This is a genomic window from Humibacter sp. RRB41, from assembly GCF_022761015.1.
Lineage (GTDB): Bacteria > Actinomycetota > Actinomycetes > Actinomycetales > Microbacteriaceae > Humibacter.
In genome coordinates this window covers 1-25,100 of the sequence record NZ_JAKWJQ010000003.1, presented here as the reverse complement: position 1 = coordinate 25,100, position 25,100 = coordinate 1, and the positions used below count along the sequence as shown (strand labels likewise).

17 protein-coding genes are annotated in these 25,100 nt (G+C 64.0%); 9 read left to right on the top strand and 8 right to left on the bottom strand.

The window, feature by feature from the left end; genetic code table 11:
• Positions 1 to 31: 31 nt before the first annotated feature.
• The 5 genes from MJ603_RS08770 to MJ603_RS08750 all read right to left on the bottom strand — a co-directional run bounded on the left by MJ603_RS08770 (position 32) and on the right by MJ603_RS08750 (position 9,123).
• On the bottom strand, positions 32 to 3,217 hold the full coding sequence (locus tag MJ603_RS08770; RefSeq protein ID WP_243063333.1) for a type I restriction endonuclease subunit R: 3,186 nt from the start codon (positions 3,215 to 3,217) through the stop codon (positions 32 to 34).
• A complete protein-coding gene (locus MJ603_RS08765) occupies positions 3,214 to 4,380 on the bottom strand; it encodes a GTPase (protein WP_243063332.1) in 1,167 nt (388 codons plus the stop codon). Before MJ603_RS08765 ends, MJ603_RS08770 begins: the two co-directional genes overlap by 4 nt.
• 75 nt (positions 4,381 to 4,455) lie before the next feature.
• Positions 4,456 to 5,667, bottom strand: coding sequence for a restriction endonuclease subunit S (locus MJ603_RS08760; RefSeq protein ID WP_243063331.1), 1,212 nt, complete (start codon positions 5,665 to 5,667; stop codon positions 4,456 to 4,458).
• Positions 5,660 to 7,264 carry a class I SAM-dependent DNA methyltransferase gene (locus tag MJ603_RS08755; RefSeq protein ID WP_243063330.1) on the bottom strand — a complete coding sequence of 535 codons (1,605 nt, stop codon included), beginning with the start codon at positions 7,262 to 7,264 and terminating at the stop codon, positions 5,660 to 5,662. The genes MJ603_RS08760 and MJ603_RS08755 overlap by 8 nt, the downstream gene beginning before the upstream one ends.
• 50 nt (positions 7,265 to 7,314) lie before the next feature.
• Positions 7,315 to 9,123 (bottom strand): hypothetical protein, encoded by a 1,809-nt coding sequence (locus MJ603_RS08750; protein WP_243063329.1) that lies wholly within the window; start codon positions 9,121 to 9,123, stop codon positions 7,315 to 7,317.
• Between the two features lie 342 nt (positions 9,124 to 9,465).
• Between MJ603_RS08750 and MJ603_RS08745 the strand changes: the two genes are divergently transcribed.
• Both MJ603_RS08745 and MJ603_RS08740 read left to right on the top strand, forming a co-directional pair.
• Positions 9,466 to 10,776, top strand: coding sequence for a DUF2130 domain-containing protein (locus MJ603_RS08745; RefSeq protein WP_243063328.1), 1,311 nt, complete (start codon positions 9,466 to 9,468; stop codon positions 10,774 to 10,776).
• A gap of 66 nt (positions 10,777 to 10,842) precedes the next feature.
• Entirely contained in the window at positions 10,843 to 11,778 is a 936-nt protein-coding gene (locus MJ603_RS08740) for a hypothetical protein (RefSeq protein ID WP_243063327.1), read from the top strand.
• Between the two features lie 161 nt (positions 11,779 to 11,939).
• Here MJ603_RS08740 and MJ603_RS08735 read toward each other — a convergent pair whose 3' ends face one another.
• Positions 11,940 to 13,190, bottom strand: a complete 1,251-nt coding sequence (locus tag MJ603_RS08735) for an ATP-binding protein (protein WP_243063326.1) — start codon at positions 13,188 to 13,190, stop codon at positions 11,940 to 11,942.
• 80 nt (positions 13,191 to 13,270) lie between these two features.
• Positions 13,271 to 13,522 (bottom strand): hypothetical protein, encoded by a 252-nt coding sequence (locus MJ603_RS08730; RefSeq protein ID WP_243063325.1) that lies wholly within the window; start codon positions 13,520 to 13,522, stop codon positions 13,271 to 13,273.
• Positions 13,523 to 13,754: 232 nt separating this feature from the next.
• On the opposite strand from MJ603_RS08730, the gene MJ603_RS08725 reads away from it, so the two are divergent.
• On the top strand, positions 13,755 to 14,570 hold the full coding sequence (locus tag MJ603_RS08725) for a DUF4352 domain-containing protein (protein WP_243063324.1): 816 nt from the start codon (positions 13,755 to 13,757) through the stop codon (positions 14,568 to 14,570).
• A 105-nt stretch (positions 14,571 to 14,675) separates the two neighbouring features.
• Here the strand turns inward: MJ603_RS08725 and MJ603_RS08720 are convergent, their stop codons facing one another.
• Complete coding sequence (locus MJ603_RS08720) at positions 14,676 to 17,717, bottom strand: LamG-like jellyroll fold domain-containing protein (protein ID WP_243063323.1); 3,042 nt, start codon at positions 17,715 to 17,717, stop codon at positions 14,676 to 14,678.
• Positions 17,718 to 18,208: 491 nt separating this feature from the next.
• Here MJ603_RS08720 and MJ603_RS08715 point away from each other — a divergent pair, with 491 nt between their 5' ends.
• The 6 genes from MJ603_RS08715 to MJ603_RS08690 all read left to right on the top strand — a co-directional run bounded on the left by MJ603_RS08715 (position 18,209) and on the right by MJ603_RS08690 (position 24,975).
• Positions 18,209 to 19,216, top strand: a complete 1,008-nt coding sequence (locus MJ603_RS08715; protein ID WP_243063322.1) for a LacI family DNA-binding transcriptional regulator — start codon at positions 18,209 to 18,211, stop codon at positions 19,214 to 19,216.
• 67 nt (positions 19,217 to 19,283) lie between these two features.
• Positions 19,284 to 20,534: an extracellular solute-binding protein gene (locus MJ603_RS08710; RefSeq protein WP_243063321.1), complete on the top strand. Its 1,251-nt coding sequence runs from the start codon at positions 19,284 to 19,286 to the stop codon at positions 20,532 to 20,534.
• 83 nt (positions 20,535 to 20,617) lie between these two features.
• On the top strand, positions 20,618 to 21,601 hold the full coding sequence (locus MJ603_RS08705) for a carbohydrate ABC transporter permease (RefSeq protein ID WP_243063320.1): 984 nt from the start codon (positions 20,618 to 20,620) through the stop codon (positions 21,599 to 21,601).
• A complete protein-coding gene (locus MJ603_RS08700) occupies positions 21,598 to 22,416 on the top strand; it encodes a carbohydrate ABC transporter permease (protein ID WP_243063319.1) in 819 nt (272 codons plus the stop codon). The genes MJ603_RS08705 and MJ603_RS08700 overlap by 4 nt, the downstream gene beginning before the upstream one ends.
• Before the next feature lie 9 nt (positions 22,417 to 22,425).
• Positions 22,426 to 24,171 carry an amylo-alpha-1,6-glucosidase gene (locus MJ603_RS08695; RefSeq protein WP_243063318.1) on the top strand — a complete coding sequence of 582 codons (1,746 nt, stop codon included), beginning with the start codon at positions 22,426 to 22,428 and terminating at the stop codon, positions 24,169 to 24,171.
• Positions 24,172 to 24,402: 231 nt separating this feature from the next.
• Positions 24,403 to 24,975 carry a dihydrofolate reductase family protein gene (locus tag MJ603_RS08690; protein ID WP_243063317.1) on the top strand — a complete coding sequence of 191 codons (573 nt, stop codon included), beginning with the start codon at positions 24,403 to 24,405 and terminating at the stop codon, positions 24,973 to 24,975.
• The last annotated feature ends 125 nt before the right edge of the window (positions 24,976 to 25,100 follow it).

The window sequence follows — 25,100 nt, the reverse complement described above, 5'->3', positions numbered from 1 at the left end:
ACGCCGGGTCTGCCGGTGATCTCACGCGACATTAGGATTCGGTCCGACGATCATCCGCGTACCGCGGTGCCATCGACTCCATCTGGTCCATAACGAGCTTGATGGCCTCGGGCTGCTTATCCGGTGGGTACTTGTACTTGACCAGCAGCCGTTTGATCGATGATCGCAGCTTCGCGCGCACGTCGTCACGCACCGTCCAGTCAGTCCGCACGTCGCGACGCATCACTGCGACAAGTTCCCGGGCGATCTGAGCCAGAACGTCTCCACCCTGGATCGTGACGGCCGACTCGTTCTGTGCAACGGCGTCGTAGAATGCAAGCTCGTCGTTCGACAACGGCGGAGAGAAGTGCTCACCACGGGATGCCTCTGCAGCGACTTCCTTCGCAAGTTCGACTAGTTCCGCGATGACCTCAGCCGCCGAGAGCTGCTGGTTTGTATAGCGCTTCATGATCTCGGCGATTCGCTCCGAGAACGCTCGCTGTCGGATCAGGTTTCCCTGCGTTGCGGACGATCCGGCATCGACAAGTGACTTGCGCAATGCCTCGATCGCGAGATGTGCGTTCGGGATCGCCTGCGCCCTTGCAACAAAGTCCGGGCCGAGATCGTCCAGCGAGAGTCGTGGCAGGCCAGCAGCGTCGTAGATGTCGAGCACGTCGCCCGTCGACACGGCCTCGGCGACCAAGCCGCCGAGCAGCCGTTCGATCTCTTCGGACACCGGCTCGTCGCGAGCCTGACGTTCCATGGCGTCGAACTTCGCCATCCATATGCGGACTTCCTCGTAGAAGGCGATCTCGTCATGAAGCTCGGCGAGTCCCGCTCGGCCCGAGCTGAGCGCCCACGCACGAGCCAGCTTTCCGCTCGCGGCACGATAGCGATTTGCCAGCCGATCTGTGCCAAGTTCCGGGTCGTTCAGCGGGTTCGCGGCGTCGCGAAGGTAGTTCGTCGCAACCGTTGCCGCCGCGATCAAGGGGCGGTGACCACCTCGTCGCAGGACGGCACGCCAGTCGCACCCCGCGAGCATTTCTCGAATCTGCGCCACGAGCTCCGTGGCGATCGCTACCGCTTCGTCGACGTCCCGGCCGACCGGTTTGTTTGCTTGATCCTCGACCGTGTACTCAGAGAGTGCTTTGGCGAGATTGTCTGCCAGGGGTGCATAGGCAACGAGGAGCCCGTCCTCTTTTCCCTCGAAGGTGCGGTTCACCCGGGCGAGCGTCTGCATCAGTAGTGCGCCCTTGAGAGGGCGATCCAGGTAGAGCGTGTGAAGGGGTGGTGCGTCGAATCCGGTGAGCATCATGTCCTTGACGATCACCAGTTCGAGTTCATCCGAGGCATCCTTCAAGCGATCTTTGATCGCGGCGTTCGCAGAGTCACGGCGCACGTGGTCGCTGACTGGCGGCTGGTCAGTGGCGGATCCCGAGTAGACGACCTTGATCTTTCCCTGGTCAAGTGCATCGGAGTGCCACTCGGGCCGCAAAGCGATGATCGCCGTGTAGAGCCGGGCGCAAATCTCTCGTGTCCCACCGACGATGAGACCTTTTCCCGGTGACCCAATGAAGGGGATCATGCGAGCCTGGCGCTCCTCCCAGTGAGCGACGAGATCTTCCGCGAGGGTTTGGATCCGCTCGGGCGACCCGTAGACCGCATTAACAACGGCGACGGATGCTTCGATCCTGGCGCGCTCAGTGTCGTCCAGGCCGAGCGTGTACTCATCCGCGGCGCGGTCAATGTCCTCGTCGCTCGTGTCGTCGGCAAAGGACACTTTGATGAGCCGCGGCTCGAAATACACGGGAACGGTTGCGCCGTCATCCACGGCTCGGGTCAGATCGTAGATGTCGATGTAGTCACCAAAGACGGCTTGCGTGTTGCGCTCAGCGAACGAGATCGGCGTGCCGGTGAAGGCAATCAGTGTCGCGTTCGGCAGAGCATCGCGGAGGTGACGGGCATAGCCATCGAGGTCATCGTAGTGGCTGCGGTGGGCTTCGTCGACAATGACGATGACGTTGCGGCGATTCGTGAGGAGCGGATGCTGCGTGCCGGAGTGCCTCTCGGTTTCCGTGAGACCGAATTTCTGAAGCGTCGTGAAATAGACTCCGCCGGTTACTCGCTGGCTGAGTTCATCGCGCAGCTGTGCTCGTTCCCGTACCTGCACGGGCTTTTCAGCGAGAAGAAGGCTGCGGTCGAATGTTTGGAACAGTTGACCGTCGAGTTCATTCCTGTCCGTGACGACAACCACCGTGGGATTCTTGAGTTTCGGATGCCGCGTCACAAGGTTCGTGTACAGCTCCATCTCCATGGACTTGCCCGAGCCTTGGGTGTGCCACACAACGCCGGCCTTGCCATTGGTCTCGACCGCCTGGATCGTGCTGCCGACCGCCTTGGTGACGGCAAAGTACTGGTGCGGCTTCGCGATGCGCTTGACGAGGCCCTCGGCGCCTTCGTCGAAGGCCGTGAAGTTGCGCACGAGCTGTAGGAAGCGCTCCTGGTTGTAGAGACCGTCGAGTGCGTCATCCAGCGGAAGCACGTCGACCACGCCCTCGATACGCGGTTGCTTCAACGGGGCACCATCGTCATCGACATTCCACGGCGCGAAGTGGTTGAGCGGCGTGAATGGTGTGCCGTACTTGGCGTCGATCCCATCGCTCACGAGAGTGAAAACGCAGAATCGGAACGCCGACGGAAACTCCCGCAGATACGTCTGCAATTGGGCGTGCGCGGGAGCCACCCCGGTTGACGCGGCTCCGGCCTTTTTCAGCTCGACGATGCTCATGGGCATTCCATTGACGTAGAGCACGACGTCGAACCTGCGGTGCAGGTCGCCCTGCCGTATCGTGACCTGATTGACCGCCAGCCAGTCGTTCTGGTCCGCTTCACCGAGCAAGCGCACGCGGGGGTTCTGCTCGACGCCGTCGCTATCGATGTAACTGAGCGGGTAGCCGTCGACCAGGTACTGGTGGATGCGATGGTTCTCGGTGATCGCGTCCTGCGACGTCGGCGCCGCGATCTCCGAGATCGCCTGTTGCAGGAACGGCGCCGGGACCGTGGGATTCAAGAGGCGCATCGCCTCGAGCAGCCTCGGACGGATGAGGAGTTCGTCCCAGGTCTCGCGTTCACCCGAGCCCGGGGCGATCTCCTCGCCGCGCTTCGGCGTCCACAGGAGCGGTTCGGCAAGGATGTCGAGTGCGGCCAGCTCCCAGTCCGATTCAGAGATGCCGGTCATGGTTTCGCCATCCGTTGTTCGGTCATCTTGCGAATGACGGTGAGGAAGTTGGGGGCGTAGTGGCCCCACGATTCACTGACCTTGTCCAGGTCGATCTTGCCCGTGTGCACTCGCTCGCACAGCTGAAGCCAGCCCTGGCCGGTGGCCGCGGTGAGAGCGAGAGCTACCCCCGCCCCGATGACGCTCCCGGCGCCCGGGATCAATTTGAGAAAGCTACGCGCCAGCGCCTGTCCCGTGATCTGCACTCCCAGCTGAGCGATGGCGCCGGTGGAGAGCATTGTCGTGAGTTCAAGGTCATAGATGGCTGCGATGCGACCCATCATCGTCAACTGGATCGGCGCCAGAACCGTCGCATCCGCAACCGGAACGGGGACCGCTGCAGCCGCGGCAGCTGCTCCTGCAGCGGCTGCAATGACCGGGCGAGCCATCTCACGCTTCCAGGGAAGGTTGAGTCGCTGCGCGATACGAAACGCATCCTTCTCGTCTTCTGGCGAGAGTGCCAGCGTCTCGGCCACGAGCTCACCGAGCCCATGTCCCTTGCCCTTTCCGTGCTTGTCCCGCGTGGAGGTCAGGAGAACTCGTCGGTAAGGGATGTCAATGGGTTCGTCGTTCTCATCGATGGGGATCTCCAACCACGCGAGGAACTTCTTGACGTCTCCGGGTACGACTCTCTTGCCTGTGACAGGATTCTTTGTCCAGTCCACCTTCGTGAGCACGAGGATCACCGGCAGGCCAGCGACGTCCAGTTCACGAATCATCGCGATGTCGGCCGCCGTGAGGCGGTCTTCATTGGACTTGACGCAGTACCAGACGACCGAAATCTGCTGATCCCTGGCGCGTTCGGAGATCACCTTCAGGTGAGCCTTCAACTGCTCGCCCGGTGGGATGGCCGAACCGATCTCGAAGCCCTCGATGTCCCAGATGCCCAGGGATGAGTCGTGGTAGTACTGCACGCCACGAGTCACGGGCAGCCCCAAGCCAACCTTGGCCAGATCCCGTCCGAACACGGCGTTGACGAGCGATGACTTTCCTACGCCCGTGCCCCCCACGATCGCGAGATTGAAGCGCCCATACCGCGACTTCGCCTGACTGTTCGCCTCGATGAACGGCGCATCGTCGATGACGAGCGCGTCGGTGCCCTCGGGTATCGGTTCGTTCTTCATCGCGTCCGCCTTGCTTTTTCGATCGGTCGTCATGTTGTACCCCACTTCACTGGCCGGCGACGCAACTCGGCGTGTTCACACGCCCGCGGCGGATGCCGCTGCCTCCGCGTCGCGGACGCGCAGCTTGCCCGACATCAGCTGCGGAAGAAGCGCGTCGCGGGTCTCAGTCAAGATGCGGTTCTCCTTAAGCTTCGCGCGGGCAAGTGCATGAAGAGGTTCGGCCACCGAGTCAAAAGCAGCGAGAGTGATCGAATCCGGTACCCGCAGAGGTAGCTTCCTGAAGTTGCCTCTGCTCAACTCCAAGAATGTGGCACCATTCGCCCATGAGATAAATTCGTCAACACGACTTTCCATCTCATGAAATAGCCACCAGCGCAGGGCCTCGTCGTGTGGTTCGACGACAATGAATCCCTGATTTACGGCGGTTCGACTGCCATTCACTGCAAGCACGCCGATCGTGGCCCGAGATGTCATCAGGATTGCGCCGGGCTCAAATAGTTTCGAGCTGCAGGACTTAAGGCCGGACTCAGTAATGGTTCGCGAAGTCGACTCGAGATAGGGGCCGGCCAGGGCAGTTAGGTCCGTCGGTGTAGCCCAATGAATCGAGCCATCCCATAAGGACGGGTTCTTCGTACTAGGGGTACCGCCTCCACTGATCTCGGCAAGATCCGAGAATGTCTGCGCCCCGTACGGAATCGTCGAAGCTCTCGCGCGAAACTCGATGCGTGCCATAGCAATGGCGCTCTCACTGAAAGAGGCATTAGCAGCGATCTTGTCGTCGAGGGCGCTCAGCACCTCGGCGATCGCCTGCTGCTCGGAGAGAGGTGGGATCGTGATACTCGCAGTCCGCAAGTCAGACAAGCTGATGTACGGAGCCATGTCCGTGTTTCCTTGCATGTGTGATGACTGTCTTCGGAACGCTGGCGATTGCAGCCAGTAGCTCAGGTAGCGGGCATTCACCACATCGGGCTTCTTTATGCGGAACCAGCAAAGTTGAGGCGAGTAGACGGCCCGCGAGACCACATCTGGAACGATGGCAACTCTTCCGATCGTGCCCTTCGTGGTGAGCAGTACGTCACCAGGAGTTGCAACCTTAGATCCGATCTGCCTTGCATACTGATCGCTGACAAAGTCCGGACTCTCAAGGCCGATTCGGCCGCCCCTGACGTCAGCCACACGAATGATCCGAAAGCCGCCGGTCGCGAGCTCTGCCTGCTTGGTGCGATATCCGTCACCAAGATCAAGCACGTTCGCGTTGGCAAGTGCGCCGAGCGTGGTTTCAAACATCGATCCTCCCGAGCTGCTCGCGCACGACATCCGCCAGCCGCGCCGACTCGGCGAACTGCTTCTCAAGCTCGCCTCGCAGCCGAGTGACCTTCTGTTCGATCGGCTCACCGTCATCCTCAACTTCGGCGGCGCCAACGTAACGTCCGGGTGTCAGCGCGTAGTCGGCAGTCTTGATCTCGGCAAGAGTCGCCGAGTGACAGAAGCCTGCGACGTCCGCGTAGCCGTCGGGTACCGCGATGGCAGCGGGACCCGATTCGATGCCTCGCCACGCATGGAACGTGCCGGCAATCCTCGCGATGTCCTCGTCGCTCAGCGCCCGCTCGGCGCGGTCGACCATGTGCCCGAGAGCACGTGCGTCGATGAAGAGCACCTGGCCCGTACGATCGGTCGCGCCTCCATCTCCGGCAGCCTTGTCCTTCGCAAAGAACCAGACGCACACCGGGATGCCTGTAGAGCGGAACAGCTGCGTCGGTAGCGCGACCATGCAGGAGACAAGGTCTGCCTCGACAATCTCCGCCCTGATCTGGCCCTCTCCCCCCGAGTTCGTTGACATCGAGCCGTTCGCCATCACAACGCCCGCCTGGCCTCCCGGAGCGAGCTTGGAGAGGATGTGCTGGATCCACGCGTAGTTGGCGTTCCCGCTAGGGGGAACCCCGTACTTCCAGCGCGGGTCGGACTCGTTGCGTGCCCAGTCCTTGATGTTGAACGGCGGGTTCGCCATGACGAAGTCCGCCTGCAGCTCCGGGTGCAGGTCGCGCGCGAAAGTATCGCCCCACCGCGATCCGAGGTTGCCGGAGAGTCCATGGATCGCAAGGTTCATCTTCGCCATGCGCCAAGTACGCTCGTTGAGTTCCTGGCCGTACACCGAGATGTCGGCGCCCTCGCCGTGGTGTGCGTCGATGAAGCGCTCGGCCTGCACGAACATGCCACCCGACCCACAGCACGGGTCGTACACGCGCCCATCGGTTGGCTGCAGCAGCTCGACAAGCACTCGCACGACTCCGGCGGGTGTGTAGAACTCCCCACCCCTCTTGCCTTCGGCCGCCGCAAACTTCTCGAGGAAGTACTCGTACACCTCACCGAGGAGGTCGCGAGCGCGTCGCCCCGATGCTCCTGCTTGACCCTGTCCGGCGAAGCGAGCGGAATTAAGCAGGTCGAGCAGCTCGCCGAGCCGACGCTGATCGACGTTGTCGCGGTTGAAGATGCGAGGAAGCGTGCCCGCCAGTTGCGGATTTGCCTGCATTACGGCATCCATCGCCTCGTCGATGAGGAGTCCGATCGACTTTTCGGGTGCGTCGAGCGAGGGCCCGAGGCCCTTCGCGTGCTCGGCCAGGAACGACCACCGTGCGCTGGCCGGCACCCAGAAGACACCGCGACCGGTGTACTCGTCGGTGTCGCCGATAAGCTCAGCGATCTGCTCCTCGTCGTAGCCGTCGTCGGCGAGTTCGGTCCGGATCTGCGCGCGACGCTCATCGAAGGCGTCGGAGACGTACTTGAGAAAGATCAGACCGAGGATCACGTCTTTGTATTGCGACGCGTCCATCGAGCCGCGAAGCTTGTCGGCGGCCTTCCAGAGCGTGTCTTTCAGCTCCTTCATCGTCGACGGCGTCGGCGCGATTGCTTTCGGAGTGCGAACCATAGTGTCCTTCAGTGTTTGGTTTCAGCGTCGGTGTCTGTGTGCGGAAATGCCACGACGCCAGCGACAACGGCATCGGTAAGTAGTTCGGTGTACGAGTCGAGAGCTCGCGTGCGTCGTAGAAGTGACTCACGACGTGCGGCGAGGTCGACGAGGGCTGTGCGAAGCGGCGCGGTCAGGATCGGTGGGACACGGCGCAGCTGCCAGCGCCGCCACGACGCGGGGCCGCCGGCCGAACGGTTGATGTCGGCGGCGATGATCTCCGGCACAAGCCCACCAGGATCCGCAGCGCTGATCCGCAGTACTCTCGCCGGGTAGGCCACAACCTTTGAGCCGTCGGGATCGACCCACGCCTTCGCAGTCGGCGACGTTCGGAATACCACGTCACCGGCAACTGTGAGGTGGGTTGAGGGATGTTTGCCTGCGAAGGCGAGAGGTTCGAGCCGCCGCTGACCGATCCGTGACGGATCGTCAAGGTCGTCGACGCCGACCACGACGAGACCGGATTCGGTGACCTCATCGGCCGAAAGGCGAGTGCCAGAGATGACACGGAGGTGCCGTCCGGTGATGAGTTCCTCCGCCCCGGTACGCGTCAGAGCGGGCGTTGAAGCCGGGACTGGTTCCGCCGCAGGAGCGTCCTCACCAAGGCTGAGGTGTGCCTGGTCGAGGAGAGCCGGTAAGTCGCGCGCCGGCAACCTTTGTGCCCTTGGTGCGCCGGTGTCTGGAACAAGGGGCCCCCGCGAAGCGATCAACGAACTGGTGCGGACCAGCCGTGCAAAGCGGAATGCGTGAGAACGCATGCCCTGGACGCTACCCAACGCTGCAAGGACATCGTTGATGAGGTCAGACCGTGAGGCTTCGGTCAGCGCGTTGTCAGTGAGTCCAGCGACGGCAGTGACGCGATCTGCTACAGCGACATGTCCCGTCTCGCGCCCCAGCACCCAGAGCGCAAGGTGCTCACGTGGAGACGAGACCACGAGGCCGGCGGGAAGTTTCACAATCGCCCGCACCCGACCGGTTCTCAGCACGTCAGTACGAGCGAGGTTGGCATCAGTCGCAAGCGGCCCGGCCAACACAGTCGCTGGAGCCACTACGATCGCACGGTCCTGATCCTTCATGCCCAGCGCGAGTTCGTCTACAGCCTGCAATATCTCAGAAGCAGACGTAGCCCCACTCAACGGCAGCCGTTCGACACTCAGCCGGGGTCCCCCCGAGACGATGTGCTCAATGGGTGAAATGAGGCCGGCACAGAGAAGCCTGCGTCGAATACGCCGCCCTTCTGGCTGCGACGAGGCCACGACCTCGACATCATCGTTCAGTTGGCCGACGAGCTCGGAGGCGAGCGACGGAGCCAGCCCGTCGTTGACGACAAGACTCGCCGGGCGGTCGACCGCGAGCGCGTGCACGAGTGCGACCACGAGCGCTTCCGCCTCTGCCGACAACGGCCCAGCGGATCCCGCCGAGGGCGTAGTGGCCTTGTGTCTGCGTTCGAGGAGCTCGGATGCTCCGGCCGGTGAATAGGCAGCGTCGGCCAACAGGTCGGCCCACTCTCCCCATGCGTCCTGGACTGGGCCGATCTCGGCCACCAAGCAGGAGTCTTCGGGGTCGGCGGCAACAGCCGCTTCGCGCAGCTCACGAGCCGTCAGCTCGCCAACGGGCTTGCCGGAAGCCGCACGCAAGGCGAGAAGAGCATCGACGGCAGCAATATGTGACGTATTCGAGAAGTCGAACTCGCTGGGGGCGGCGGATGCGGCTGCATCCGCCACGACATCACCGTTGTTCCCGTGCTCGGTACGCACGAGCCACTGCGCGACCGACATCGCATCAAAAAGTGCTTGCCCGCCACGCTCCGACGCGATCGCCGGAAACGGATCGTTTGTTGATGCAAACCTCGTGCGCCAGACGGACGCCACCGGTCGCCGTACATCGGCCAGCCGGGCGATGCCGGCCAGGTCAATGAGAAGCGGCGCAGTCGAGGACATAGAAGGAATCTAGCCGAGTTCCGATTGGGCTGTGATCGCCTGCTGATAATGGGGGTTATCAGTATAGATTGCGCAATGACGACGAAGATTCGCCATCCTTGCCCCGGCGGCACTCGCCGTCACCGCAAGGGACTCTCCGGCGCTCCCACTGCGGTCCGCACACACGATCGGAGGATCGACATGAACGCAAGAGAGATCAAATGCCCCCGCTGCGGGACCGCATTCACCATCGACGAGGCGGAGTACGCCGACATCGCGCAGCAGGTACGCACGGCGGAGTTCGAGAAGGATCTCCACACTCGCCTGGCCGAGGCCGAGAAGGTCAAGGCCGCCGAAATCAAGCTCGCGGAAGCGAAGGCCGCCCAGGAGGCACAGAAGACCAGCGCCGAGAAGGATGCCGAGATTCAGCGGCTCACAACGGAGCTCACAAACGCCGGCACCGCCAAGGAGCTTGCGGAGACGAAGGTCGCACAGCAGGCGCAGAAGGCTGCCTCGGAGAAGGACGCCGTCATCGAGCGGCTGAAGTCCGAACTGGAGCAGGCGGCAACCCAGCGAGAGCTCGCGGTCACCAAGGCCGTTTCTACGGCACAGGAACAGCTCAGCGAGGCCGAGAAGCAGCTGGCGGTGAACAAGGCTGAGCAGCTGGCGCAGGATGCCGCTCTCCGGGAATCGCACTCTAAGGAACTCGCGGTCAAGGATGAGCTCATCGAGCGCTACAAGGACATGAAGGCCAAGCTGTCCGTCAAATTGCTCGGCGAGACCCTCGAACAGCACTGCGAGAACGAGTTCAACCGTGCACGCTCGCTCGGCTTCCAGAACGCCGAGTTCGGGAAGGACAACGACACGTCGGGCGGCACGAAGGGTGACTACATCTTCCGGGAATTCAGCGACGGCGTCGAATACATCTCGATCATGTTCGACATGAAGAACGAGGCGGACCTCACCGCCAGCAAGAAGAAGAACGCAGACTTCCTCGCGAAGCTCGACAAGGACCGGAATGACAAGGGATGCGAGTACGCGGTGCTCGTGTCGATGCTCGAGGAAGACTCCGAGCTCTACACCGGCATTACTGATGTCTCGCATCTCTACCCGAAGATGTTCGTCATCCGTCCGCAGTTCTTCCTGGCCATCATCGCACTGCTGCGCAATGCCGCTCAGACGAACATCTTGGTCAAGTCGGAGCTGGAGCAGGTGAAGAAGCAGAACATCGACATCACCAACTTCGAGGCCGAGCTCGATGAGTTCAAGTCGGGATTCGGTCGGAATGTCGACCTCGCCAAGCGCAAGTTCGATGCGGCGATCAAGGACATCGACGCAGCCATCGACCGCCTCCAGAAGGTCAAGGAGGGTCTGCTGGGTTCTGGGAACAATCTCCGGCTTGCCAGTGACAAGGCAACAGGCCTCAGTGTCAAGAAGCTCACCAAAGGCAACCCGACCATGCAGGCCAAGTTCGCCGAGCTGGAGCCCCCGGAGGGCGAGGACGCCGCCTAGAAGACTGCCACCGGCGCTCACCCGCACTCCGTTCAGAGGCGGCCTGCTTTTGCGGGCCGCCTCCCGTTGATAAAGGGAGCACTCAAGTTCCGCCCCATTCCTACTCTTGGAGGCCCAACCACCGACGGCACCGGCCCTGCTGTCGTCGACCGCATCGTCTCCACAGCGGCGGGCGATCCGGCAGCAGCTATCGGCGCGCTCATCGTGCTGGTCGCGCTCATCGCCGCCGGCGCGACCGTACTGGCGCTCTGGCTGCACCGCCGCAATCGCACGAATGCCCGCATCGCCGCGATGTCACCCGCCGAGCGCGAGCAGCACGACGCTCGACTCGCCTATCAAACAAGCATCCGCTCGGCCGAAAAGGCTCTGGATGCCGCGACCAAGGCGCGCTCGGCGCGACTGAAGGCATCCGAAAAGGCACTCACCCAGGCGCAGACGTTCGGCAACCATCGCATCGCGCACTACCGCGGCAAGGACGGCTCCGCGAGCGTCAGCCCCACCGCGATCACGGTGCCGCAGGGAACGTTCGCGCTGACGGCATCCGTCATGGCCACCGTCGACACGGCCGGCAACCTCGCCACGAGCAGCCGCTCCACCCTCACCCGCATCGCGGCCGGCGGACTGCTCTTCGGACCGGTCGGCGCCATCGTAGGTGGCGTCGCCAAGAAGACCCGCATGCACGACGCCCGCGAGCTCTACCTGCTCATCCAGAGCGACGCGTTCGCGGCGGTGATCACGTGCAATCCGGATGACGGCCAGCGCCTTCGCCAGTTCGCCACCGCCGTGCGCCAGGCAGCACTCAACGCCGACGCGGCGCGCCAGCACTGGTCGCAGCTCGTCGCCCAGTCCGAGCACGCCCTCGCGCTGGAGCAGCAGAACACCGGCGAGGTGGATGCCGCCCGCAGCGCCCTGCACCGGGTCACCGCCGACACCTCCCGCGTGGATGCCGCTAACGCGGCGCTCGCGCTGGAGCAGGCGCCTCCCCCTCCGCTGGTCGAGTAGCGCGCCCGACCCCGGTTGAGCAGCGCCGCAGGCGCGTGTCGAAACCCTCGCGCGGTTGAATGCCGCGTGGCGGGTTTCGATACGCGTCTCCCTTCAGGTGGCGCTACTCAACCGACGACGGGGGCGCCCCGGCGCCGGCCATCGGCGCTCTCGCCGGTCGCTTACACCTCCCACAGCGCCGGGACCGGCACGGCCCAGAGGCGATCGCCGAAAGGTAGCGCGCGTTGCGAGGTATTGAGCACGATGCCGGCAACGAACCGGTCGCCCAGCCGATCCCGCAACGATGCGAGAGCACTGAAATGCTCGGACTTGGCCGTCGCGCCTGCCTTCACCTCGATGCAGACGACGCGACCATCGTCGAGTTCGGCGACGACGTCGACTTCGAGTCCCGCTCGATCTCGAAAATGAAAGAGCTCGTGTGGACGGCTGGCCCACCTCGACTGCTTGCGAAGCTCGGACACGACGAAGCCCTCCACTTGACCGCCCAAATGTGGCGAGCCCAAAGGCGAGGCGAGCGCCGATGCCGGGAGCCGAGCGAGCCGGGCTGCTAGACCGGGGTCCATCACGATGGCCTTAGGCCGCCCCACCTCACGACTGGTAAGGTTTGGCGTCCATGGGCGAAGTAGGCCAATGAGGAACATCGTCTGCAGAAGGTCGAGTGCCACCGACGCTGCAGTCTCCGGCATCGACGCGTCGCGTGCCAACCGTGCCCTGACGAGCTCTCCTGACTGGTTCGCGGCGATCAATCGGAGCAACGCTGCGAGCCGCGCTGGATCGGATGCCCGAGTGAGTTCGCGCGAATCACGCGTGACGAGACGCGTTGCGTAGGCGTCGAACCACAGATCACGCATTCGTGTCGACAAAGACTGTGCCTCCGGGTACCCGCCGGTGACGATCCGGTCCACCAATGCCTGGCGATCGAAGTCGGTTTCAAAGCCCGTGAGCACATTCGTATTGTTGGCGACTCGCGAGACGAAGTCGTCCACTCGATTGAGCAGCTCACCTTGGCTGAACGTGTCGAGCGCGACCGTGACCGCGCGACCTGCGAGGCTTTCGGGTGCGCCGGGCATCCGGAGCATGTCGCTCGATCCGGTGAGGAGAAATCGCCCCGGCCTTCGGTCTCGATCGATTGACGCCTTGATCGCCAGCAGCAGATCGGGTGCGCGCTGAATCTCATCGACGACCAGTGTTCCGCTGCCTGCCTGTGCAACGAAAGTTGCCGGATCGCGTATTGCCGCTGCGCGGACATCCTCGTCGTCGAGGGTGAGCACCACCGACTCCCTGCCGTGGGCGAGTTCGCCCGCGGTGGTGCTCTTGCCGACCTGCCGTGCACCCTCAATGATCACGGCGGGAAAGGTGTCCAATGCCTCGTTGGCGAAGGTGGTGATATGACGCGGACGCAAGGGTGCCATAGCGAGAGACTAAGCCCAAAGTCACGGAAACGCATCAACAAAGTCACGGATTCGCACTCATGCAGTCACGGAAACGCAGACTAAAAGTCACGGATTCGCAAAGTCGGATTCCGCATGTTCGGCTCTCCCCCACACAACGCGGCTACCGCGTACTCCCACGTCAACGCTCCGACCTGATCGGCGAACGCGTCCCGCCCGGTCGATAGGCGCAACGCAACCGTGAACACGACATCAGTGCCTCCGGCGACCGCCCACTCGCTGGGGTCCCGCGCCGCGAGCTTCGCCGCACGCTGAAACCGCGCGGCCAGAAGGGAATTCACGATGTCGGCCATGCGTCCTCCCCTGTTGCGAGAATCGCCTGCAGCCTTACCGACACTTAGCGACATAAGTGTCGGTAATAGTCACCGAAGCCGACTCCTCGCGCACATGTCACCGACCAGACCTGAGGAAATGTCAGTGGCCTCGGGCATCCTGCAATATTCGCCACTCGGCGGGTGCCGCAGCACAGCAGCGCGGCTGGACTCGGGGCCGACCGCGGCCCTCTGCACCAAAGGACTCACCATCATGAAGAAGTTCAGCTCGCAGCCGAAGGGGCTGCGTTCGGCCGCGTATGCCGCGGCATCGATTCTCGTCGTCGCCCTGTTCGTGGGCGTCGGCATTCTCGCGTGGAACACCGTCGCAGCACCCCGCATCGACACAGCCACCGCCGTGGCGTGCGCGAAGGCGTTCTCGCACACGGATGCCCGCAACGAGTGCCTGCGCGGGGACATCCCGAAGGCGAAGACCACTCAGAAGAAGCTCGAGCTGCAGGCGAAGTGCGAGGGCGATTACACCCTCGCGCTCGCGATCATCGATTGCGAGAACGGGCACAATGCAGCGGCAACGGATGCCCAGGCCGCCGCGGATGCCCAAGCCGCCGCCGACGCCGCAGCAGCGGAGAAGGCCGCGACGGTCGGTCAGAGCTACGACAACCCGTATGCAGCGGGCACGAAGACGTCGATGCAGACGACCAACCGCCTGGACGGCACGACTGCCGACTACACGGAGTGGGTCACCGGCTTCGACGGCAACTGGACCGGATACGACGAGTTCGACGCCCCCGACGCCGGCAAGAAGTACGTGGCCTTCATCGTGAATGTGCAGGCGACGGATGCCGGTGTGGATGCCGGCACAGTCGCCTACGACGCCAGCTTCACCGACTCGAGCGGCAACGTGTACTCGCACGCGACGGCCATGTACGACGCGAGCAACCAGATGCCGGAGGTCACGCTCGGCGCCGGCCAGCAGGCGAGCGGCATCGTCGTGTTCGAGGTGCCGGCATCCGTCGCCGGGGGCGTCGCCACCTTCGGCGACGGCACGGTCTTCGAGTCGCTGGGCTGACCCGCTGATCGAGTAGCGCCGCCGAGGCGACGCGTATCGAGATCCGCAATCGGGTCTCGATACGCGTGCGGTCTGCGGCCGCGCGCTACTCGACCACCGGAGGCCCTACTTGCAGCTCACGGCGTCGTACGCAACCTCATACGTCGTCGAGTGTTTCTTGCCACCGACGGTCTTCGTCGTGACAACGGATGCCTTCCCCGCACCGAGCACCGGTCCGTGACCTGCGTAGGTGAGGTACTTCGCCGCACCGGCGGCGAGCGCCGACACCGATGTCGAACCGAGCACACTCGTCACCTTCGCGTCCACCGGCACTGCCTCTTTGTTCGCAACGTACACGGCCAGCGACGGCGCACCGTTGACACACTGAGCTTTCGCGGAGACGGACAGGGAGACATCCATGCCTCCTGCCGGGTACGACAACGTGATCGGCGCACTCGAGCTCGACCACGCGGACGCTCCGAGCGCGTTCGTAGCCTGCACTTGGAACGTGTACGACCTTCCGTCCTTCAAGCCGGTGATCACGCAGTCCGTGGCAGTCGTCGCCGTGCAGGTCTTGCCGCCGGGCGTGGCCTTCGCTGAGTACCCGGTGACGAGCGAACCACCATCGGATGCCGGTGCCGTCCAGGCCACGCGTGCCGACGTGTCGCCCGTGGTCGCGGTGACCGCTGTCGGTGCGGCCGGAGCCGTCGCCTTGGTCAGCGTCCAGAGCTGATCGGGTGACGATACGTTCGCGCCGGTCGCCTGCGGGTCGGACACGATCGTGGCATCCTGCCCGTTCCCGGACGAGTCCTTCGCCGTCGCACCACCCGCCTCGTCGAACGCGTAGTGCACGACATCGCCGTTGCCGGCCTTACCCGATGCGAGGGTCGCCACCTCGGATGCGCTGAGCGCGCGATCGTAGATGTTGAAGTCATCCACGGTGCCGTTCAGCTCAGGGTCGTTGTACTGCGAACGCCCGAGCCAGTTCTGGTTCGTCGCGCCGAGCTGGCTCGGATGGAGCGTCAGATTCGTGTTCGTTCCGACCGCCGTTCCGTTGACGTACAGCGTGCCGGTCGTTCCGGAGACGGTCACGGTCAGCAGCGACCACTGGTTCAGCGGCAGAGCGGATGTCGCATTGATCTGCTGTTCCGCCCCCGGACCGCCGGTGGTGATCGCGAATCGCGGTGCCGTTCCGGCGTTGACAGTGAGGAAGAGGTAATCCGTCGTGCCGGTTCCGATGTCGAAGGCTCTCGACCATGCGATATCGGCAGCCGGGTTCACCCACTCCGAGACGGTGTAATCACCGGTGAGAGAGCTCGCGATGCCGTTGGGCATGTTCACGTATTCGCCATTGCCGCACAACTGAACGGCATTGCCGATCTCGCCGACCGCACGCTCCCCTGTCGCTCCGCAGCTCGAGGTGGCCTGACCGTCCGACCACTGGATGACCTTCGCGCCCGAACTCGTGCTCTGATCGATCACGCCCAGCACCAGACCGCTGTCGTAATTCGCGATCTTGTCGTGTCCGTTTCCGTCCGGGATGACCTGCCAGAGCTGATCGGATGCCGACGATCGGGTCTCTGCGACCGCCGCCGCCCCGGTGTCCGAGCTTCCGTTCACGCCGAGACGCAACCCGCTGCCCCGGTTGGTGATCGTGTAGAGCCCTGAACCGGCATCCGCCAGCGTCCACAACTGCGACTTCGAGCCGCTCGCCGTCGCCTGAACCGCAGCCGTCCCTGAGGTCGTGCCCGGGGCGTCCAGTAGCAGTCCACTGTTCGCGTTGCCGAGCGTGTACGTGCCTGCGATGCTCGCCGTCTTCGATGCCTTCGTGATCACGAGATGGTATCCGTTGGCGGCGTTCATCGTGACGGGCACGGTGATGCTTCCGCTGCCCACGGCATACGTGCTGTCCGAGATGGTGATCGGGCCGGCGACCGCCGTCGTTCGGCCCTTCGATGGCGTGTACTCGAGCTTGACGTTCACTCGGTTGCCGAGCGCGAGCTTGTTCAGCCCTGTTACCTTCACGGCTGTCGAGCCCGATCCGCCACCGAAGATGACGCTGACTTGCTTCTTATCCGCAGTGACGGATGCCGCACCGTCCAGTCCGGTCTGCGACGGCGGCGTGGTGACGACCATCTTGCCGGTCATCTGGCCGTACCAGGTGTAGAGCCAGTAGGCACCGTTGGGCGAGCCTCCCGTGTCGGTCAGCGTGTCGCCGAGTGTGCCGTAGTGGTTCCAGAACGCGAGCTCGGCGTTGTTCACTCCGTAACGTTCGAACTTCGCGATATAGCCGACGAGTGCACCGGGAACACCGACCTCAGAGGTGGTGCCGTATTCCTCGATGGCAATGGGTCGCGGCGCGATTCCGAGACTCTTCTCGATCGAGGTCACGGTCGCGATGTCGGTAGCGATGTGGCTCGAGCTCTCCAACTCGTGCCACGCGATGATGTCGGGCACCGTGTTCGTCGCGACGGCGTTCTCGAGAAAGCTCTGCATGCCCGAGATGTTGTCGGAGTAGCTCGGCCCCTGGATCGGAATCGTCGGATCGAGCGACTTGATCTCCTTCACCGTGCGCGTCCAACCGTCGTTGAACGAGCCGGCAGCCGCCGTGTTCCACGTCCAGTCAGGCTCGTTCCACGGCGCGACCGCGGAGATGTTGGTGTCGCCGGATGCCTGGATCACCTTGATCTGCGTGTCGACCGCACCCAGCCAGTCGGACCAACTCACCCACTTGTACGGAAAGTTCGGATACCAGTCCGACATGCGCACCACGACCTTGGCGCCGGCCTTCGCCGCCTCCGGCGCGACAACAAGCGAATCGCCGGCGGGCGCGGGCTCGCCGTTGGGCAGCTGGCTTCCGCCGGGCGCCATCTGCACGAAGGTGTTCGGATGCGTCGCTTCGACCAGCGCATCCGACGGCGTCGAGGCATCCGCGAGACCGTACAGCGCCCCGGATGCCACGTGCGTCACTGGACGGAGTGTTTGGTCGGCACTGACCGTGAGAGTCGTGGCCGCGGTCGGATCGGCGGATGCCGTCCCCGTGGCCACCAACGATCCGCCTGCCAGCACGGCAAGGCCGCCCATCATGGCGAGAGATCGAGTGAGCACATTCGCGGAACGTGGATGATGTGGGGCGCGCTCGAGAGTCGCCCTTGTGATTCGAGGCATGGTGTGTTTTCGTTCTCCGTCGTTGTGGAGGGGACGACCCACCGCCTGCAACGCACGGCGCATCGTTCAGGGGCAACGTGCACGCTCGGCGACAACCACGTCTCCGCGCCTACACGATCCTGGCCATGCGTCGGATCGTGCTCGCCCCGTGACGGCCATCGTCGTCCGGTCCGCGCACATCCTCGACATTCCGTGCGGCCAGTGCGTGAGCAGGAACTCACTTCAACACGACACGAACCTGAACCACCACGGGGCTGTGCCCGCGCGATGACTCCTGGAACGTGCCTGGAGTGGACGCTATCCGGATCACCGAGCCGCGTCAAGAACAGAAACTATGCGCTTCGATGACCCCAATTGCCGCCTGCCATCATCGCGACGCATTCAGCTGGCCCGTGCATCCCAGTGTTTGCAACGAACTTGCGATCGCATGACCGATGTGCATACACTCCCATCGACGCGCTTCGACTATGCGCTTCGATGAGGAGGCCACCGTGGCTACGAGCGCAGACGTCGCCCGTCTTGCCGGAGTTTCGCTGAGCACGGTGTCGTACGCCCTTTCCGGCAAACGGCCTGTCTCCCAAGAGACCCGTGACCGAATCGAGAAGGCGATCGCCGAGCTCGGCTTCTCGCCGAACGCGGGCGCTAGGGCACTCGCTTCGTCGCAGACGCACGTGCTCGGGTTGTTCGTGCAGTTCCTCCCCGACGAGTTCTCGCCCGCAATGCTCCAGTACGTTCTGCCGATCACCGAGGCTGCCCGATCTGCTGGATACGACACCCTGTTCGTGACAGAAGCCGACGGGCCGCACGCCCTCCAACGCATTGCGTCATCGAACATGGTTGACGGAGTCGTACTGCTGAACGTTGCGCACGACGACCCGAGGCTGCCGATACTGCGGAACATCCGGCAGCCGGGCGCGATGGTCGGCCTCCCGCGTACGACGGACGGATTCGACGTCTTCGATCTCGACTTCGCGGAGTCGGCACGCCTCCTCGTCGACCACCTAGCCCAATTGGGTCATCGCGAAGTCGTTCTGATCACCCCGAACGAGCACGTATACGAGCGTGGGTATGCATATGCGTGGCGCTTCAGGGACGCGGCATTGGAGCGGGCGTCGCGGCACGGCATCCGGGTCTTCTCCTACCCGGGCCAGACCCAGCAGCCTGGACTGAACGAGCAGCTGAATCGCATCCTCGACGAGCGCCCAGAGGCGACCGCACTCGTCGTTCACAACGACGCGGCCATCGCGGCCCTCCCTGCAGTGCTGCACGCGCGCGGAGTACGCGTACCCGACGATCTCTCGGTCGTCGGTCTCTATTCCGAAGACTTCGGCCGGCTCTTCTCGCTGCCTTACACAGCGGTCGAGTCGTCGCCGGACAAGCTGGGCCGCAGTGCGGTCCAAACCCTGGTCAAGCGACTGAACAAGCCCGAAACAGAAGGGCACGTTCTTGAGTTGGTTGTACCGGAGATCACCGACCGGGGCAGCACCCGAGCTGTTTGACGGTCACCACGGCGCGTGCACGGATCACTGCCGATAAGAGCACATCACATTTCAGAGAGGAAATACCGTGGACAAGATCCGCAAAGTCCGCGCTGTCGGCGCGGCCATCCTGACGGCGGGCCTCGCCGCTGCAGCCCTCGCAGGATGCAGCAGCAGCGGCTCGGGCAGCAGCTCGAGCGCAGGCGGAACCTACACGTTCTGGGACCCATACCCGCAGTACAACAACTCGTCCGCGTGGGCGAAGGTGATCCAGAAGTGCGGCACCGAGGCGGGTGTCACGATCAAGCGCAGCGCCTACGACACGAGCGATTTGACGAACAAAGCACTCCTGGCGGGTCAGCAACACAATTCGCCGAACATCCTGCTCGTCGACAACCCTGTGGTCTCCACGCTCGCCTCGGCGGGCATCCTGACCACCACGAGCGACAACGGTCTGTCCACCAAGGGCATCGCGTCGAACATCTTGGGCGCCGGCGTCATCGACGGCAAGACCTACGGGGTGCCGATCGGTGCGAACACGCTCGCGCTGTACTACAACCCGAAGGTGCTTTCCGCCGCCGGCGTCGATATCTCATCGGTCACTGACTGGAACACCCTGACCGCTGCACTGCAGAAGGTCGTGACATCCGGGCACAAGGGAATCACGTTCGCCGGCATCGGCACTGAGGAGGGTTCGTTCCAGTTCCTTCCCTGGTTCTGGGGCTCTGGCGCAAATCTGAAGAACCTCGACTCGTCGGATGCGCAATCGGCACTCACGCTCTGGACGAACTGGGTGAAGCAGGGCCTCGCCCCGAACTCGGTGATCAACGATACGCAGACCACCAGCTGGCAGGAGTTCCAGACCGGCGACTTCGGCTTCGCCGAGAACGGCACCTGGCAGAAGGCCAGCGCGGCACAGGCCGGTTACAAGGTCGTTCCTCTGCCGGGCGAGACCGCCGGATCGGCGGCACCCGCACCGACAGGTGGGGAGTTCTTCACTATCCCGACGCAGAAGGATGCCGCGACCTACAAGACCTCCGCGAAGATCGTCTCCTGCCTCACGAGCACGAAGAACATCGTCAACACGGTGAACACGCTCAACTACATCGCGGCCACCAAGACCGCGCAGGCGCAGCAGCTCAAGGCCGACCCGAGCCTGCAGCCCTGGGTCACCGCCGTACAGAGCGCCAAGGCACGCACCGGCGACAACCTCGGCACCAACTACCCGATCATCTCCCAGCAGATGTGGGGCGCGGTGCAGAACGCATTGTCGGGTTCCCAGTCGCCCGCCGACGCGCTGAAGGCGGCCCAGACCGCGGCTGCCTCGAAGGTCAAGTAGCACTCGCCCGATGTTCGCTGCCCAGGTGAATCGACTCTGAATCGACTGCGGCAGCGGACGCCGATCACCCGAAGGACCATGTCATGTCGTCAACGCAGCTGTCTTCCCGGACGACTGCAGCCGACCCCGAGCGGGGAGCTGCCGGCCCGGCGGCTCCCCGGCTTCGGGCCGGAACGCGCAAGGCCAAGCGTCGAGCGCAGTGGATCGCGTGGGCCTTCCTCGCTCCCGTCGTCGTCTACCTGCTCGTCTTCTACGCGTACCCCCTGCTCCGCAACCTCGAGCTGAGCTTCCGCGACTACACCGTCGCCGCGTTCGTCAGCGGCAACGCGCAATGGGTCGGGTTCGCGAACTACATCGAGGTCATCCAGAGCCCGACGTTCGCGCCGGCCCTCTGGAACACGGCCGTGTTCACGGTCGTCTCGATCATCTTCCAGTTCACGATCGGGCTAGCCCTCGCCGTCTTCTTCTATCGGCACTTCCCGCTCTCCGGCACGCTGCGAGCACTCTTCCTCGTGCCGTGGTTGCTGCCGCTGCTCGTCTCGGCATCCACCTGGTCGTGGATGCTCAACAGCGACTCGGGCGTCGTCAACTCGTTCCTCGAAGCGGTCGGCCTTCCGGCCATCAACTGGCTCACCTCGCCGCAGTGGTCTCTGATCGCCGTGCTGATCGCGAACATCTGGATCGGCATCCCCTTCAACCTGGTCATCCTGTACAGCGGCCTGCAGAACATTCCTGGGGACGTCTACGAAGCGGCTTCGATCGACGGCGCGAACGGCTGGCAGCGATTCTGGCGCATCACCTTCCCGTTGCTGCGGCCGGTATCGGCCATCACCATCCTGCTCGGACTCGTTTACACCCTGAAGGTGTTCGACATCATCTGGATCATGACAAGAGGCGGTCCCGGCACCGCGTCGACGACGTTCGCGATCTGGGCGTACCAGCAAGGCTTCGGGTCCACCCTGCCCGCCTTCTCGCCGGCGGCCGCCGTCGGCAACCTGCTGATCATCATCGCCTTCGTCTTCGGGCTCATCTACATCCGCGTTCAGCGGCGAATGGACATCTCATGAGTGCGCGCAGGTCGTGGTGGCGCATCGTTGTCGGCGTCCTCCTGACGGCAGTCATGCTCTTCCCCGTCTACTGGATGATCAACGTCTCGCTGACGCAGACGGCGGACATGCGCAAAGACCCGCCGAACCTGTTCCCGATCGACGCCACGTTCGAGGGCTACCAGCAAGTGTTCTCGGATCAGCTGCCGTTTCTCGGCACCAGCCTGATCATCGGCCTGGGAACGGTCATCCTCACCGTCGTGCTGTCGGCGCCCGCCGCGTATTCGCTGGCGAAGCTACGCCCGAAGGGCGGCGGAACGCTCAACTTCATCCTGCTGATCGCACAGATGATCCCCGCCGTGATCATGGCCATGGGCTTCTACGCCATCTACCTGAATCTCGGGCTGCTCGACAGCGTGCCTGGGCTCATCCTCGCCGACTCGACCATCGCCGTCCCGTTCGGCGTGCTCATCTTCACGGCGTTCATGAGCGGCATCCCGAACGAACTTCTGCAAGCAGCGACCATCGACGGCGCCGGCCACTGGCGCACCTTCCGCTCCGTGGTGATGCCCGTGAGTCGCAACTCGATCGTGACGGTCTCGCTCTTCGCGTTCCTCTGGGCGTGGTCCGACTTCATCTTCGCCAACTCCCTCGACGGTGGTGGCGCGCTGCAGCCGATCACGATGGGCATCTACCGCTACATCGGCAACAACAACCAACAGTGGAACGCGATCATGGCGACCGCTGTCGTGGCATCCATTCCCGCCGCGATCCTCCTGGTGGTCGCGCAGAAATACGTTGCGGCCGGCGTCACCGCCGGTGCCGTGAAGGACTGAAAGGCATCCATGACCACCCTGCCCGAGACGGAAACGCACAGCTCCACGGTTCGAGACGACACCGCTCTCACCTTCGACGTGCGATCCATTCCGTTCAGCCGCCGCGGGTCGTGGCTCGACCTCTCACCCGTCGTCGCGCTGCAGCGAACCGAGGCGGACATCCATCTCGTTTCCCACACCACCGGCATGCACGCCGTTTTGCGGCTCACCCCCCGTACCGGCGAAGAGCGAGCGGATGCCTCACTCACCGGCACCGCGGCATCCCTGCTTTGGCGGACGCCGGCCGGTACGGTCGAGGCGGTCTTCGAGACGACGGATGCGATCCGGTTCCGCGGACGCGGGCTCGGGATGCGCTTCGCCGAGGCCGCCACCGAACTCACGCCGTTCACGGGCACCTATCTCTACAGCGATCCGATCGATGGGTCCGCCGTGTACACGTCGTACGAGACTGGCCGCCGCTATCGCATCACCCCGCTCGAGGGCGAGATCGCCATCGTCGGTGCGCAGTCGTTGGGCGCCGCAGAGCGCCGAGTCGAGGCAGGCGGTGATGCGTGGGAACTCGTGGTCGAAGAATTCGAGACCGCTCGCGCGCCCTATCGCGCGCGCCAGTCCTTCGAGGAAGCGCGCGATCTTGTCGCTGAAGAGTTCAACGGCTTTCTCGGGATGGTGGCGCCTCGGCGGCTGCCGAGCGCTCCTGCGACATCGGCCGCCGCCTACGTTCTGTGGTCGGCGACGGTGGCGCCAGCGGGCTTTCTCGAGCGCGAGGGTGTGCTGATGTCGAAGCACTGGATGGACAAGGTGTGGAGCTGGGACCACTGCTTCAACGCGCTGGCACTCGCCGACGGAGCGCCGGAACTCGCACTTGATCAGTTCATGTTGCCGTTCGACCATCAGACGGACGAGGGCGCGCTGCCGGACTCGGTAACCCACTCCGAGGTGCTGTACAACTATGTGAAGCCGCCGATCCACGGATGGGCGTTCACCGCACTGCGCCGCGTGCTGCCCGCGTCACTGGTGCTCCCGCAGCTCCCCGAGATCTATCGGCGCCTCGCCGCGTGGAGCCGATTCTGGCTGGATTGCCGGCGGGTGCCGGGGCACGCACTCCCGCACTACCAGCACGGCAACGACAGCGGATGGGACAACGCGACGACGTTCGACGTCGACCGAGTCGTCGAGTCCCCTGACCTCGCGGCGTTCCTGCTGATCCAACTGCGAGTGCTCGCCGACCTCGCTCGTGAACTCGGCGGCGACACCGCAGCGGATGCCTCGCTCTGGTCAGCGGCCGCAGCGGAGGTCGAGACGGGGCTCGGTGAGCTCTGGCGAGGGGACGGGTACGTCGCGGTCGCGGCATCCGGCGGCCAGGAGGCGAAACGACGCAGCCTGCTAACGCTGCTGCCCATCATTCTCGGCGAGACGCTCGGGCCGGAGGCATCGATGGTGCTCGCCAACGGAGTCAGCTCCCATCTGACGTCTCACGGGGTCGCGACCGAGCCGGTGGAATCCGAGGACTATCAGTCGGACGGGTACTGGCGCGGCCCGATCTGGGCGCCCTCTACCGTGCTGGTCGAAGACGGTCTACGACGAGCCGGGCACGTGGAACTCGCCGACTCGATACGCGCGCGATTCCTGCGCCTCTGCGAGAAATCCGGATTCGCCGAGAACTTCGACGCCATCACAGGTCAAGGTCTGCGCGACCGCGCATACACCTGGACGGCGTCCGCCTACCTGCTGTTCGCACGCGACGACCTGAGGTAGCGCACCCGAGCAGATGGGCCCCGGAATCCGTGCCCGGGGCCCATCGTTGTGTCCGCGGGACTCCGCGCGGCCGACTCAGACGAAGAAACCCGAACGCCCGGTGCTCCGTCGCCGCTGATCGCTCCCGCCGGCCGAGTAGCGCAGCCACGGGCGGGTCGGTGTCGATCGGGGCATCCGTCGATCGTTCACTTCGCAAGGACGCAGTTCGCGGCCGCACGAAGGAGGATCACTATGGCGACCATCACCGCATTCGAAAGCATCACGCTCGACGGAGTGGTGCAGGCGCCCGCGCGACCCGACGAGGACTCTCGCGGCGCATTCCCGTATGGGGGATGGGCCGTTCCGTATCAGGATGCGAGCACCGCCCCGTTCTCGGGTGACGGGAAGGACGCCGGCATGCTCTTCGGCCACCGCACCTACGACGACGTGTTGGGGTATTGGACATTCACTACGGATCCGAATCCGTTCACGGCCAGACTTACCAACGCGAAGAAGTACGTCGTGACGCGCGATCCGGATGCCAGGCTCGCCTTCCCGAACTCGCAACCGCTGACCGACGAGGCGATGGTGACCGTCGCCCAGCTGAAGAGGGAACTCGACGGAACACTCACCGTGCTGGGCAGCGGGGAACTCGTGCGGTCGCTTCTTGCGGCCGCGCTCGTCGACACTCTCGTGCTTCTGATACATCCGCTCGTACTCGGCACGGGCATCCGACTCTTCGGGGATACCCGCACGGAGCTCGACTTACGCCGCAGCGTCACGTCCGACACCGGTGTCGTCATCGCGGAGTACGCGCTTCAGTGAGTCATCCGCGAAACACCCGTTAACGCAAGAAGGGCCGCCCATTTCTGGGCGGCCCTTCTTGCAAAGGAGTCCGGCGGTGTCCTACTCTCCCACAGGGTCCCCCCTGCAGTACCATCGGCGCTGAG

Coding starts and splice junctions, on each gene's coding strand:
- MJ603_RS08770 (WP_243063333.1), bottom strand. CDS start 3,217: ATGACCGGCATCTCTGAATCGGACTGGGAGCTGGCCGCACTCGACATC.
- MJ603_RS08765 (WP_243063332.1), bottom strand. CDS start 4,380: ATGAAGAACGAACCGATACCCGAGGGCACCGACGCGCTCGTCATCGAC.
- MJ603_RS08760 (WP_243063331.1), bottom strand. CDS start 5,667: ATGTTTGAAACCACGCTCGGCGCACTTGCCAACGCGAACGTGCTTGAT.
- MJ603_RS08755 (WP_243063330.1), bottom strand. CDS start 7,264: ATGAAGGAGCTGAAAGACACGCTCTGGAAGGCCGCCGACAAGCTTCGC.
- MJ603_RS08750 (WP_243063329.1), bottom strand. CDS start 9,123: ATGTCGGTCGCGCAGTGGCTCGTGCGTACCGAGCACGGGAACAACGGT.
- MJ603_RS08745 (WP_243063328.1), top strand. CDS start 9,466: ATGAACGCAAGAGAGATCAAATGCCCCCGCTGCGGGACCGCATTCACC.
- MJ603_RS08735 (WP_243063326.1), bottom strand. CDS start 13,190: ATGGCACCCTTGCGTCCGCGTCATATCACCACCTTCGCCAACGAGGCA.
- MJ603_RS08730 (WP_243063325.1), bottom strand. CDS start 13,522: ATGGCCGACATCGTGAATTCCCTTCTGGCCGCGCGGTTTCAGCGTGCG.
- MJ603_RS08725 (WP_243063324.1), top strand. CDS start 13,755: ATGAAGAAGTTCAGCTCGCAGCCGAAGGGGCTGCGTTCGGCCGCGTAT.
- MJ603_RS08720 (WP_243063323.1), bottom strand. CDS start 17,717: ATGCCTCGAATCACAAGGGCGACTCTCGAGCGCGCCCCACATCATCCA.
- MJ603_RS08705 (WP_243063320.1), top strand. CDS start 20,618: ATGTCGTCAACGCAGCTGTCTTCCCGGACGACTGCAGCCGACCCCGAG.
- MJ603_RS08700 (WP_243063319.1), top strand. CDS start 21,598: ATGAGTGCGCGCAGGTCGTGGTGGCGCATCGTTGTCGGCGTCCTCCTG.
- MJ603_RS08695 (WP_243063318.1), top strand. CDS start 22,426: ATGACCACCCTGCCCGAGACGGAAACGCACAGCTCCACGGTTCGAGAC.
- MJ603_RS08690 (WP_243063317.1), top strand. CDS start 24,403: ATGGCGACCATCACCGCATTCGAAAGCATCACGCTCGACGGAGTGGTG.